This window comes from Kribbella soli, assembly GCF_004331345.1.
GTDB classification, from domain to species: domain Bacteria; phylum Actinomycetota; class Actinomycetes; order Propionibacteriales; family Kribbellaceae; genus Kribbella; species Kribbella soli.
Genome location: NZ_SJJZ01000002.1, coordinates 946,798 through 959,871, shown reverse-complemented (window position 1 = coordinate 959,871; position 13,074 = coordinate 946,798). Strand labels below are relative to the sequence as shown.

General features: G+C 68.5%; 10 protein-coding genes. 2 read left to right on the top strand and 8 right to left on the bottom strand.

The features are described 5' to 3' along the window. The first annotated feature begins 91 nt into the window (after nt 1–91). Complete coding sequence (locus tag E0H45_RS18760) at nt 92–745, top strand: class I SAM-dependent methyltransferase (protein WP_131338956.1); 654 nt, start codon at nt 92–94, stop codon at nt 743–745. On the opposite strand, the gene E0H45_RS18755 is transcribed toward E0H45_RS18760, so the two are convergent. Both E0H45_RS18755 and E0H45_RS18750 read right to left on the bottom strand, forming a co-directional pair. Continuing rightward, nucleotides 723–1,130 carry a hypothetical protein gene (locus tag E0H45_RS18755; protein WP_131338954.1) on the bottom strand — a complete coding sequence of 136 codons (408 nt, stop codon included), beginning with the start codon at nt 1,128–1,130 and terminating at the stop codon, nt 723–725. The genes E0H45_RS18760 and E0H45_RS18755 overlap by 23 nt on opposite strands. Next, nucleotides 1,118–2,491, bottom strand: a complete 1,374-nt coding sequence (locus E0H45_RS18750; RefSeq protein ID WP_131338952.1) for an MFS transporter — start codon at nt 2,489–2,491, stop codon at nt 1,118–1,120. The genes E0H45_RS18755 and E0H45_RS18750 overlap by 13 nt, the downstream gene beginning before the upstream one ends. A 134-nt stretch (nt 2,492–2,625) precedes the next feature. Here E0H45_RS18750 and E0H45_RS18745 point away from each other — a divergent pair, with 134 nt between their 5' ends. After that, nucleotides 2,626–6,246, top strand: a complete 3,621-nt coding sequence (locus E0H45_RS18745) for a GH116 family glycosyl hydrolase (protein ID WP_131338950.1) — start codon at nt 2,626–2,628, stop codon at nt 6,244–6,246. 135 nt (nt 6,247–6,381) lie between these two features. Here the strand turns inward: E0H45_RS18745 and E0H45_RS18740 are convergent, their stop codons facing one another. The 6 genes from E0H45_RS18740 to E0H45_RS18715 all read right to left on the bottom strand — a co-directional run bounded on the left by E0H45_RS18740 (nt 6,382) and on the right by E0H45_RS18715 (nt 13,062). Next, nucleotides 6,382–7,416, bottom strand: a complete 1,035-nt coding sequence (locus E0H45_RS18740) for an ABC transporter ATP-binding protein (protein ID WP_238155086.1) — start codon at nt 7,414–7,416, stop codon at nt 6,382–6,384. Beyond that, nucleotides 7,413–8,399 (bottom strand): ABC transporter ATP-binding protein, encoded by a 987-nt coding sequence (locus E0H45_RS18735; protein ID WP_131338949.1) that lies wholly within the window; start codon nt 8,397–8,399, stop codon nt 7,413–7,415. Before E0H45_RS18735 ends, E0H45_RS18740 begins: the two co-directional genes overlap by 4 nt. Then, the gene (locus E0H45_RS18730) at nt 8,386–9,312 is read right to left on the bottom strand and encodes an ABC transporter permease (RefSeq protein WP_131338948.1); all 927 of its coding nucleotides are present in this window, start codon (nt 9,310–9,312) and stop codon (nt 8,386–8,388) included. Before E0H45_RS18730 ends, E0H45_RS18735 begins: the two co-directional genes overlap by 14 nt. Before the next feature lie 3 nt (nt 9,313–9,315). Beyond that, entirely contained in the window at nt 9,316–10,320 is a 1,005-nt protein-coding gene (locus E0H45_RS18725; RefSeq protein ID WP_238155085.1) for an ABC transporter permease, read from the bottom strand. Nucleotides 10,321–10,381: 61 nt separating this feature from the next. Further along, nucleotides 10,382–12,097, bottom strand: coding sequence for an ABC transporter substrate-binding protein (locus E0H45_RS18720; protein WP_131338946.1), 1,716 nt, complete (start codon nt 12,095–12,097; stop codon nt 10,382–10,384). A 32-nt stretch (nt 12,098–12,129) separates the two neighbouring features. Next, nucleotides 12,130–13,062 carry an ROK family protein gene (locus tag E0H45_RS18715; protein ID WP_131338945.1) on the bottom strand — a complete coding sequence of 311 codons (933 nt, stop codon included), beginning with the start codon at nt 13,060–13,062 and terminating at the stop codon, nt 12,130–12,132. Nucleotides 13,063–13,074: the final 12 nt, after the last annotated feature.

Sequence of the window (13,074 nt, the reverse complement as noted above, 5' to 3'; positions counted from 1 at the left end):
CGATTCGTTGCGTCCGGCCCCCGGTTCGGTTGCAACGGGGACAAGCGATTTCTTCAAGCCAGGCCACCTCTGCCCCAGGAAAGCTACCTGCATGACCGAAACAGCGTTCACCCCGGCCCTGGGCCGCTTCCTGCCGAGCCGTTTCTTCGACGTGGTGGCGGCTCTGGTCCGCGAGAAGGTGTGGCGGGCGATGGTGGTGCGCTCAGCCGCTGTACGCCCGGGCGATCTGGTCATGGACGTCGGCTGCGGTACGGGCACGCTCGCGCTGATGCTGCACCAGGCGGAGCCCGCCGCGTGGGTGGTCGGCGTCGATCCGGACCCGGAGATCCTCGCCCGCGCGCAGCGCAAAGCTCCCGACTCCGTGGGCGTCGAGTGGCGGCTCGGACTGGGGGACGAGTTGGTCGACGTCGTCGGAGCGGGGGTTGTGGATGTTGTCGTGTCGAGCCTCGTGCTGCACCAGTGCCCGCTCCCGGTCAAGCGGGCGATCCTGGCCGCGATGTACGACGTACTGCGGCCTGGTGGGCGGCTGGTGATCGCGGACTACGGGCTGCAGCGGACCTGGGCGATGCGCCTCGGGTTCCGGATCGTGCAACTGGCCGACGGGAAGGCCGACACGCAGCCGAACGCGGACGGGATCCTCCCGTCGCTGATCGCCGCGGCCGGATTCGAGGACGTGTGCGAGGTCGAGGTGGTGCCGACCGTCACCGGGTCGATCTCGCTGCTCACGGCGTACCGCCCGCTCTGAGAGCAGGCAGCACCTCGGTCGGCGTGAGCCCCATCGCCTCGACCAGTCGCGGATCGAACCCGGCCGACGCCCGCGCCGCCGCAGCGTCGAGATCCTGCAAGCCGTCGACCGCCTTTACCACCGCGATCCCGTCGTACTCACGCAGCCGATCCGCGAACGCACACTGCGGCTCGATGAAGTAGGTCAGCAGCTCGTCCGCGGCAAGCAGCCGGTGCCAGGTCATCGGCGGTACGACGAGGGCCGGGCCGCGGTGGCACACGCCGGCGTCGTCGACCATCGCGACCTCCGGGCCGATCGCGAGCTGGAACGCGGCGTGCCTGTGCCGCGTACCACCGGCGACAGGCCCCTGGTAGCGCGCGTACCCGTCGCGGATCACGAATCGCATGCCGCCGAGGGTACGAGGACCGGGGTACGGCGGCCGAAGGCGGTGACGCAGAGGCCCGCGATGCTCGCGCCGGCAGCGACGATCGCGCAGGTGACGAAGCCGCTGGCGAGGTTGTGGGCGGTGCCGAGGAGCGGGCCGAACGTCGCGACGCCGATCGCTCCGCCGATCTGGCGGGACGTGTTGAACGCGGCCGAGGCCGCACCGTGAAGGTCGGGTTCGACCGCGGCGATGGACTGGGCGGTCATCGTCGGGACGAGCAGACCGGAGCTGAACCCGATCGGGATCAGCGCGAGCACCATCGGCCAGACCGCGGACGACGTACTGGCCCAGGCGAGCGCTAGCAGCGCTAGCGTCAGGACCGCCTGGCCGATCGCGAGGACCGCCGGTCGGCCGAGGCGGCGGGTCAGCGGCGCGGAGCCGAGGTTGGCGATCGAGATCAGGCCGGTCAACGGCAGGAACAGCAACCCGGTGACCAGCGCGCTGAGGTGGCGCCCTTGCTGGAGCAGCAGGCTCATCGAGAACAGCACGCCGTAGAAGGCGAAATTGAGCAGCGTGCCCTGCAGCGCCGCGGTCGCGAATCCGCGTTCGGCGTACAGCTTGAGTGGGAGCAGCGGTGCCCGGACGGAACGCTCGACCACGATGAAGGCGACGAGGCCGGCGACGGTCAGGGCGGCCGCGCCGAGCACAGCGGGATCCAGCCAGCCGCGCGTCGGCGCCTCGATCAACGCGAATACCAGCCCACCGATGAACGCGGTCGCCGCACCCATCCCGGCGAAGTCGAGTCGCCGGGTACGTCGTACGACAGCCGGCATCGAGCGCAGTGCCCAGATCGCGGCCGGGATGCCGATCACCACGTTGACCGCGAAGACGGCTCGCCAGTTCGCGAGCGCGACGAGACCGCCGCCGAGCAGCGGACCGGCCGCCATCCCGGCACCGCCCGCCGCGGCCCACCAGCTGACCAGGCGGTGGCGTGCGTGCTCGTCGGTCGCGGACGCGGTCGCGAGGACGAGTGCGCTGGGAAGCAACAGAGCCGAACCCGCGCCCTGGACGAGCCGGGCGAGGTTCAGCATCAGCATCGAACCGGCCACCGCGCAGACCGCCGACGACAGCGTGAAGACGAGCAGTCCGGTGAGGAACGCGCGCTTCGCGCCGAGGGTGTCGGCGATCGCTCCGGCGCCGAGCATCAGCGCGGCGAACGACAAGGTGTAGGCGTTCAGCGACCACTCGAGCTCGGCGCGGGACGCGTGCAGGTGGGTCGCCAGCTGGGCGAGGGTGACGTTCACGATCGTGCTGTCGACGAAGACCATGAACGAGGCGATCAGCGCGAGCGCGACGACCGACCGGCGGTGCTCAAGGGGCATGGCACCCACCCTACGACGTTGTTCGATATGCGTCGAACAGTATCCCGCCAGGCGGGACCCGTTGACCTCTGCCCGGGGGCTGGCTACGGTGTCGGAAATCGATTTCTCCCGCTCCGCCCGGTTAGGAGAACCGAATGACCACGCCTGATCTGCCGCCCGGTTGTGCGAATCGATCCTGTGCTGGTGACTGTCCCAGGGCGCACCTGAGCCGCCGTACCTTCATCTCCCTGAGCGCCGCCGCGGTCGGCGCGATGGCCGTCCCGGGCCAGGCGCTGGCAGCGCTGGCGGCGCCGCCGAAGCACGATCCGGCGGTGCTGTTCGATCGCGGTACGCCGACGACGTACACCGGTGCCGCGCTGCCCAGGATCGGGATGCCGGTCGGCGGCGGTACGACGGGACAGGTGTACCTGGCCGGCGACGGGCGCCTGTGGGCCTGGGACATCTTCAACCCGACCTCGTTCCCGCTCGGCGGCGCGGACTTCTCCGGGCACAACTACGCCGACCCGCTGTCCGCCGACCAGCCGGGCGCGTCGCAGTTCGGCCAGGGCTTCGCGCTCCGAACGACCACCCGCGGCCGGACGACGACGCGGACGGTCGACGCAGCCGGCTTCAAGGACGTCCGGTTCACCGGCTCGTACCCGATCGGCCGGGTTGCGTACAGCGACGCGGACAGCCCGGTGTCGGTGGAGTTGGAGGCCTTCTCGCCGTTCGTCCCGCTGGCCACGCTCGACTCGACGCTGCCCGCCACGATCATGTCGTTCACGCTGCGGAACACGTCGTCGGCCTCGGTCCGCGCGACGCTGCTCGGGTACGCCGAGAACCCGGTCTGCATCGACAGCCGCCTCCGGCAGCCCACCACGCTGCAGGCGCGGGCCTTCACCGGCGGGATCCAGTTCGGGGCGATCGACGACACGGCCGCGGAGCAGGGCGACCTTCTCTTCGAGGACTGGGAGAAGGACACGTACGACGGGTGGACGGTCACCGGTGACGCGTTCGGAGCGGGCCCGGTGCGACCCCTCGACGTACCGAATCTGATGAAGCGGTTCGGCGATCTGAACGTGTCGGGGACGCGGTTCGTCACGTCGTACGACTTCCGTGGTGGCGCGAACGACGGGGCGACCGGGAAGCTGACGAGCCGGGAGTTCACCGTCGAGCGCCGGTACGTCGCGGTCGGCGTGAGCGGCGGCCGTCATCCCGGCGAGACGTGCGTGAACGTACTCGTCGACGGGCAGGTCGTGGCGTCGGCGACGGGTGACGAGAGCGAGCCGTTGGTCGCGCAGATGCTGGATCTGGCTGCCTATCGGGGGCGGACGGCACGGATCGAGATCGTCGACGCGAGTACGGGCGCGTGGGGGCACCTGAGCTGCGACGCGATCGTGTTCACGGATCGGCCGGACATCGTGTTCGAGACCTGGGACAAGCCGACGTACGACGGATGGACCGTGACGGGTGACGCCTTCGGCGCGGGCCCGGTGACCGCCGCCGAGACGCCGGACGGGTTCCGGCGGCCGTTCGGGGTGCGGACCGAGTTGAACGTGAGCGGGCGGTTCGTCACGTCGTACAACTTCCGTGGCACCGGCGACCCGGACGGGTACACGGGCTCGCTGACCAGCCGGGCCTTCGTTATCGAGCGCCGGTTCGTCACGGCGTGGGTCGGCGGCGGGCACCACAAGGGCGAGACCTGTCTGAACGTCGTGGTCGACGGACAGGTGGTGGCTTCGGCGACAGGGACCGACATCGAGCCGCTCACCGCGGTCTCGATGGACGTGGGTGCGTTTGCGGGGAAGACGGCGCAGATCCAGATCGTCGACAACAACACCGGCGGCTGGGGTCACGTGAACGTGGACCGGATCCTGTTCAGCGACCGGCCGATCCGTCGGCAGCCGGTGGCGGAACGTCCCGACGGCGGCACGTTCGCACTGGCAGCGTTGACGCCGGGCGGAGTCGCGCGGCCGTCGATCGCGGACTGGTCCTCGGTCGAGGCACTCTTCGACTCGGCGACCGGTCCGGGCGACTCGGACGGGCCACAGGCCGGGACCGTCGCCGTCACGGTGACATTGCGCCCGCGGGAGTCGCGGACGATCCGGTTCGCGTACGGCTGGTTCTTCCCGAACCCCGAGCGCGAGTTGTTCGCCGAGCTCGTCGGCGCCTCGACGTTCCGCCGGCACTACGCGACCCGCTTCTCGTCGGCGCGCCAGGTCGTCGAGTACGTCGGCCAGCACGCGGACCGTCTCGAGCGCGACACCAAGCTCTGGGTGAAGACCTGGTACGACGACTCGTCGCTGCCGCACTGGTTCCTCGAACGGACCCTCGCGACGGCGTCCACGATCGCGACGAGTACGTGCTATCGCTGGGACGACGGGCGTTTCTACGCCTGGGAGGGGACGTACTGCTGCGCCGGCACCTGCGAGCACGTCTGGAACTACGCGCAGGCGATCGGCCGGCTCTTCCCCGACCTGGAACGCGACACCCGGGAACGCGTCGACCTCGGCATCGCGTTCCGGCCGAGCGGCGAGATCGGCAACCGCGGCGAGGCCGGTGACGCGTCGACCTCGTTCGCCGACGGGCAGACCGGGACGATCCTGCGGATCTACCGCGAACACCAGATGAGCAAGGACTCGACGTTCCTGCGCCGGGTCTGGCCACGGGTACGGACGGCCGTCGAGTTCCTGGTCACGCACCGGGACGGGCCGGACGAGGACGGGATCTTCCGCGGCAGCCAGTGGAACACGCTCGACACCGAGTGGTACGGCGAGGTGCCGTGGATCAGCGGGCTGTACGTCGCCGCGCTCCGGGCCGCCGCTGCGATGGCGGGTGAGGTCGGCGACAGCGCTAGCGCTGCTAGGTACGCGGCGACCGCCGATCGCGGGTCGGCGTACCTGTCTGAGAAGTTGTGGAACGAGGAGTACGGGTATTACGTGCAGAAGGTCGACCCGGCGCATCCGACGGCCGAGAACAGCAACCGCGGGTTGTTCATCGACCAGATGTACGGGCAGACGTACGCGGCCCAGCTCGGGCTGCCGCGGGTGTTCCCGGCCGATCAGGCGCGGACGGCGCTGGGACGGTTGTACGAGTCGAACTTCCGGGCCGATCCGGGGACGTACCGGCCGCCGGGGATCGGGGTCGGGCGGGTGTACACGACCGAGGGGGAGAGCGGCGTGATCATGGCGACCTGGCCGCACGGCGGGTCGTCCGAGACGCGCGGGCTGATGTACTTCAACGAGGTGTGGACCGGGCAGGAGTACCAGTTCGCCGCGCACTTGTTCTCCGAGGGCATGACCGCGGAGGCGCTCGCCGTCACACGGGCGATGTACGAACGCTACTCGGCCGAGAAACGCAACCCCTACAACGAGATCGAGGCCAGCGACCACTACGCCCGCGCGATGATGGGCTACGGCGTCTACCTCTCCGCGTGCGGCTACGAATACCACGGACCGCGCGGCCACCTCGGCTTCGCGCCACGCATCCACCCCGAGGACTTCCGCTGCGCCTTCACCGCCGCCGAAGGCTGGGGCTCATACCACCAGCGCCGCACGCCAGGCAGCTTGTCCGCCTCGGTCGAGGTCCGCTACGGCCGCCTGACCCTCAACACCCTCTCCTTCGAAACCACCAAGCCGGCACGTCAGATCGAGGTCCGCCTCGGCCGTGACCGAATCCCGGCCAGAGTAGTTGCCACCGGCAACCGCGCCGTCGTCACCCTGACCCGCCCGACAACGCTCGCAGCCGACCAGACCCTGCAGCTGACCCTCACGTAAACCCGCGCGTCGGTGAACCTGGAGGGAAATGCCCCCGTATACGCCTGAAACCCTCCTAGGTTCATTCAGTGATGCCGAAGAACGGATTGGGTACGGCCCCGGTTCCGAAGCCGAGGTGGGGGACGAGGATCTGCGTCAGCTGTCGGGCTCCGCGACGTGGCAGGCGGCCTCGTGGTTCTTGCCGAGGACCCGGAGAAGCGGTGTCTCCGAGTGGCAACGGTCCACGGCGAGGGGGCAGCGCCAGCGGAAACGGCAGCCGGGTGTGGGGTCGATGACCTTCGGCGGTTCACCGGTGTCGCTTTCGAGGCCGGCGGCCAGCGGTGCCCGCGGGTCGGGGACGGCGCCGAGGAGCAGGTCCGTGTACGGGTGTTTCGGGTTCTGCAGGACCGACTCGGTCGGACCGGTCTCGACGATGTGCCCGGCGTACATGATCATCAACCGGTCGGCGACGTACCGCGCGCTCGCGATGTCGTGGGTGATGTAGAGGAACGAGACACCCTGCGACTCCCGCAGTTCGGCCATCAGGTTCAGCAGCCCGATCCGGATCGACACGTCCAGCATCGACACCGGCTCGTCGGCGAGGATCAGTTTCGGCTTGTGCGCGAGCGCCTGCGCGAATCCGATCCGTTGCCGTTGGCCACCACTCAGCTCGTACGGGTACCGCTGCATGACGTCGCCGGCCGGCGACAGGCCGACGGCCTCGATGACGCGCTCCGCCTCGTCGAAGCGTTGCGCCTTCGTCGTCAGGTCCCGCCGATGCAGCTTCAGCGAACGCAGTACGCCGTGCTTCACCCGGAATGCCGGGTTCAGCGACGAGAACGGATCCTGGAACACCATCGGTACGTCGCCCCGGTAGGCGAGCTGGTCCTTGCGGGACCGGAAGGTCGACATCGCCCGGCCCTGGTAGAAGATCTCGCCGCTGGTCGGTTTGTACACGCCGGCGAGCAACCGCGCGATCGTGCTCTTGCCGCTTCCGCTCTCACCGGCGAGCGCGACGATCTCCTGCCGCCCGATCGAGAAGTTCACCTCGTCGACCGCGTGCAGCATCTGCGGAGAGAATCCCCGCCCGACCCGGAAGTGCCGGGTCAGTTCCCTTGCCTCGAGCAACGGCGCGGCGGCGGACTCCGTCACGCCGGCCTGGTTCGTGTCCATCGAGTCCACCGTCGTCATGATGTGCGCTCCCGGACGGGTTCCTTGACATGGAGCAGGCAGCGTGCCTGGACGGCGCCCACCTGGTAGAGCTCCGGCGCGATCTTCGGGCAGTCCTCGAACGCCTTCGGGCAGCGCGGCTGGAACCGGCAGCCCGGCGGCGGATCGGCGAGGTTCGGCGGGCTGCCCGGGATTCCCGTCAACGGCACCTTGGGCCCGCGGATCGACGGGAACGCGTCCAGCAGCCCGGCGCTGTACGGATGCTCGGGATGATCGAAGACTGCCCGGGTGTCGCCGAACTCGACGACCTGCCCGGCGTACATCACCACGAGCTTGTCCGAGAAGTGACTGACCAGCGACATGTCGTGCGTGACGAAGATGACCGCGAAGCCGAGCTGCTTCTGGAGTTCCTTGATCTGCACCATCAGCGACCGTTGCGCGACCACGTCGAGTGCGGACGTCGGCTCGTCCATGATGATCAGGTCGGGCGTGAACAGCAGCGCCATCGCGATCATCGCGCGCTGCCGCATGCCGCCGCTGAGCTGGTGCGGGTAGCTGTTCAGGTGGATCGGGTCGATCCCGACCAGCCGCAGTACCTCGGCCGGCCGCTCGTCGGCGACGGGTTCGTCGTGCGCCATGATCGTGTCCCGGAACTGCGCGCCGATGCTCTTCACCGGGTTGAGCGCGTTCATCGCGCTCTGCATCACGACGGAGAAGTCGCGCCACCGCAACGCGGACAGCTTCTTCTCGTTCATCGCCACCAGGTCCTGGCCCTGGAACGTCACGCTGCCACCGGTGATCGCAGCCGGCGAGCTGAGCAGCTGCGCGATCGCGAACAGCAGCGTCGACTTGCCGCACCCCGACTCGCCGACCACGCCGACGAACTCACCGGCGTGTACGTCGAGATCCACGTGGTCGACCGCGACGACCGGGCGGTCCCCGGTGTCGTACTCGACGGTCAGATCCCGGACTTCGAGAAGTGGCCGGCTCTCAAGACTTGGCACGTCGCCTCCGAACCGGCCGCAGCGCGGGGTTGCTGATCTCGTCGAACGCGTAGTTGAGCAGGGCGAACGACACACCGAGCAACGCGACCGCGAGACCCGGTGAGAGCGCCCACGCGGGCAGGCCGTTCACCAGGGCGCCCTGGTTCTGCGCCCAGTAGAGCATCGTTCCCCAGCTCAGTGAGCTGGGATCGCCGAGCCCGAGGAACTGCAAGCCGGCGGCGGTGAGCACGGAGTACAGCGCCGCGCCGAGGAAGTTCGCGACGATCAGCGAGATCATCGTCGGCAGCACCTCGACGACGATGATGTACGACGATCGCTCACCACGGACCCGTGCCGACTCCAGGAAGTCCCGGTTCCGCAGCGACAACGCCTGCGCCCGCATCTGTCTGGCCCCGTACGACCACCCGGTCAGGATCAGCACGATGATGATCACGGTCAGGTTGCCCTTACCGGCGTACGTCGCCAGCACGATGATCAGCGGGAACGTCGGGAGCACCAGGAAGATGTCCGTCATCATCGACAACCCGTCGTCCGCGAACCCGCCGAGGTACGCCGCCGAGACGCCGATGATCACCGACAGGATCGTCGCACCGAGTCCGGCGACGATCGCGATCACCAGCGACTCCCGGGTGCTGTAGATCAGCTGGGCGTACACGTCCTGACCGAGACCCGTCGTACCGAGCCAGTGGGTGCTGGACGGCCCCTGCAGCGGCAGGTCGCCGATCGCCTGCGGGTCGTGGAACTCCGCCGGAACGAACACCTGCGGGAACGCGGCGAGCAGGATGAACAGGAACAGCAGGACCGCTCCCACCATGGCCTTGCGGTTGCGGAGTACGGCCCGGAACAGGCCGCCCCGCGGGCGGCGGGTCGCAGTCGGGGTACCCGCCGCGGTGCCGGCAACTATGGCGCTCATCGGTTACCCCTTCGTCCGGGCTCGCGGGTCGAGCAGGAACACCGCGAAGTCGCAGAGCAGGACACAGATCAGCACCGCCAGCGTCACCAGCAGGAACAGTGCCTGCAGCAACGGATAGTCGGTGCTCACCGTGGCGTTGTAGAACATGTAGCCGAGACCCGGGTAGTTGAAGACGTACTCGACCAGGATCGTTCCGGAGATCACGAAGCCGAGCGACATCGCGAATCCGGACAGGTTCGGCAGGAACGCGTTCCGGCCGGCGTACCCGAACATGATCTTGCGGCCCGGAATGCCCTTCGCGCGGGCCATCCGGACGTAGTCCTCGGCCAGCGTCGTCACCATGTTGTTCCGCATGGTGAGGATCCAGCCGCCGACCGCGGTGATCAGGATCGTGGTGGCCGGCAGGATGCCGTGCCTGATCACGCTCAAGATGAACTCACCGGTGAACGCCGGGGTCATGCCCTGGTCGTAGTTGAAGTCGTTCGGCAGGATCGGATTGCTGCCGATCGCGAACAACGAGATCAGCAGCAGCGCCACCCAGAAGTACGGCAGCGCCGAGGTGACGATGAACACCGGCGGCACGATCCCGTCGATCAGGCCGCCGCGCCGCCAGCCCGCGACCGTACCGATCAGCGTGCCGAGGACGAACGCGAGGACGGTCGAGATGCCGACCAGCCCGAGCGTCCACGGCAACGCGTCACCGATCAGCGTGGTCACCGGTACGCCGAGGCTGCTGCCGATCGACACGCCCCAGTGACCGGTGACCATCGACCTCAGGTACTCGACGTACTGCAGCACGACGTTCTTGTCCGGATCGAAGCCGAACTCCGCCAGCACCGTGCGCAACTGCTCGGGCGTCACCACCGCTCCGCCCTTGCTCAGCCGTTGCCGCAGTGCGTCCTCGGGGCTGCCCGGCATCATCCGCGGGATGAAGAAGTTCAGCGTCATCGCCGCCCACAGCGTGAGCACGAAGAACCCGAGACGTCGTATCAGGTATCGCACTCCCACCAGCTCCTCGTGCTCACGCTTCGCAGCTCCCTACTTCTGGGCGGACTTACTTCTGGGCCGGCTAGTTCTGGGCGGACTTCGAGTAGAGGTTGGCCAGGACCTGTCCGGCGTCGGGGATGTTGTACGGCGCCGGCTGGGCATAGGGGTTGTCCTGTGTCGGCCAGCCCTCGATGTCCTTGGTGTTGTACTGGTACCAGTCGACCGACTCGGTGGTCGGGATGAGCGGCACGTCCTTGATCATGTAACCCGAGATCTGCTTGATCAGCTTGACCTGCGTGTCGGGATCCGCGCTGGCGTACTGGTCGAACAGCTTGTCGACCTCGGGGTTGCTGTAGCGCGAGTAGTTGCTGTTGGCCTGCTTGCCGATCGGGGCGGTGTTCTTCGAGTACAGCAGTTGGCGCAGCTCGTAGTACGGCGTGGGGCCACCGGACAGGCTGGAGTAGGCCAGGTCGTAGTCACCGGTGTAGAGCTTCTGGTTGTACGACTGCTGCTGCAGGTCCTGGACACTCAGCTCGACGCCGATCTTGGCCAGTTGCTGCTTCACGACCGCGAGCGAGGCGTCCCAGTCGGTGTAGCCGGTGACCGTGATGACGCTGAGCTTGAGCGGGTTGGACTCAGAGTATCCGGCGCTCTGCAGCAGTTGCTTGGCCTTGTCCGTGTTCGGCTTGTCGTACCCGGCCGCGGTGAGGGCGTCCTTGTCGAAGTACTTGTCGAAGGTCGGTGTCACGACGCCGGTCTGGTTCGCGGCCGGCTGGTAGCCGCTCTCTCCGATCTTCGAGATCTGCTCCCGGTCGAGCGCGTACGCGAGCGCCTGCCGGACCGCCAGCTTGCTGGTCGCCGGGCGGGACGGATCGTTGTTCGGCACGAGTGCGACGTTCGCGGTCGGCGGGAACCAGTAGTTGTTCTCCGGCGCCTTGGACTTGTAGAACTTGTCGATGTTCGGGATGTACTGGCCGCCCCACTGCGCCTTGCCGCTGGCGAGGTCGAGGTTGGCCGGGTTGTTGTCCAGGTACGCCGGGTACTGGACCTTCTCGATGTACGGCTTGCCCGGCTGCCAGTAGGAGCCGTTGGCGGCGTACGAGATGTTGTTGCTCGAGCAGGACTCGACCGTGAACGGCCCGGTGCCGACCGGTTTCGGGTCCGCCCAGGTGGCCGGCTTCGTCGCCGCCTCGCCGGTCGACCAGATGTGCTTCGGCACGATGCCGACCTGGTTGGCGAAGTTGAAGAAGTACGGTTCGGCCGCGCCCTTGAACTTCAGGGTGACCTTGTTGCCGGCCGCGGTGACGCTCGTCAGTCCGGCGCCGGTCCACAGCGCGTAGAGGTCCAGCGCCGGCTGCTGCTTCATCAGGTTGAACGTGTAGACGACGTCGTCGGCGCTGAACGGCTTCCCGTCGCTCCACTTCACGCCGTCGCGGATCGTGAAGACGATCGAGTCCTTCTTCGGCGACCAGGCGAAGTCGGTGGCAAGCATCGGCGTGGTCGCACCGGCCTTCAGTACGTTGACGAACGTCAGCGGTTCGTAGACGAAGCCGGACGCCACGCCGTTGACCGACGGGTTGAACGGGTTGAACTGGCACGGCCAGGTCTGACCGCCGACGTTGGCGATCGTGACGGTGCCGCCCTTCTTGTACTGCCCGGTGCCGCCGCCGCTGCTCGTCGAGGACGACGGGCTGCCGGACGAGGACGCCTTCCCGATCGGCTTGTCCCCGCCGCCGCATCCGGCGGTCAGTGCGCCGACCGCCAGGGCGGCGACGGCGATGCGTGTGATGCCCCTCATCGTCTTCTGCCTTTCGCTACTGGAAATCCTGCTCATGCGAATGCTTCGGCACCGAGGTCGACTCCTGCGGCCTCGACGCCGAGGGCGAGCGCCCCGATCAGCGGTGCGTCCGTGGGGAACCGTGCCACCGAGAGCTCCGGTGGAAACGGGACGGCTGCGTCGAGGGCGCGACGCAGGCCGGGTTCGAGCTGGTCCCAGGACCGGACCAGCCCGCCGCCGACGACGATCCGGGACGGATCGACGGCGATGGCCAGGTTGGCGAGGTGCGTCGCCAGTTCCCGGACGAACTCGTCGGTGAGGACGGCGGCGTCCTGGTGGGTCCGCGCCATCGTGAAGACGTCGGCGGCCGTGACCGGTCGCCCGAGCCGGGCGGTCCCGGTGGTCTCGAGCGCCTGGCCGCTGACGACGTGTTCCAGGATCGTGCGCTCCTCGCCGGCGACGTACGCGTCGGCGGGGGAGCGCAGGTTGTAGCCGATCTCGCCGGACGCGCCGTGCGCGCCGGTGATCACGGTGCCGCCGGCAACGATCGCGACCGCGAGACCGGTGCCGAGATTGACGTAGAGCCCCGGGTCGCAACCGGTCAGCGCACCCCAGCGCAGCTCGGCCGCCGCGGCCGCCTTGACGTCGGTCGCCAGCCGCACCGGTACGCCGGGAAACGCGTCCCGGATCAACCGCCCGAAGGGCAGTTCGCCCCAGCCGGGAAAGGTCGGAGCCAGTTCCACGCGGTCGTCGTACGGGATGCCGAGGGTCGCCGCGCCGACACCGGCCAGTTCGTGATCCGGCGCGACCTCCGTGAGGAGTTCGCGCGCCGTCGTCAGCCCGCGGGTCATCGCTTCCGCGGCACCGGCGCCGTCCCGGCTCTCGATGGTCGTCGCGCCCAGGCGGCGGCCGGACAGGTCCCCGACCGCGACGGCGATCTTCGTGCCGCCGAAGTCCAGCCCGAGGACGACGGGTGTCGAAACCACGGGGTGGCACCT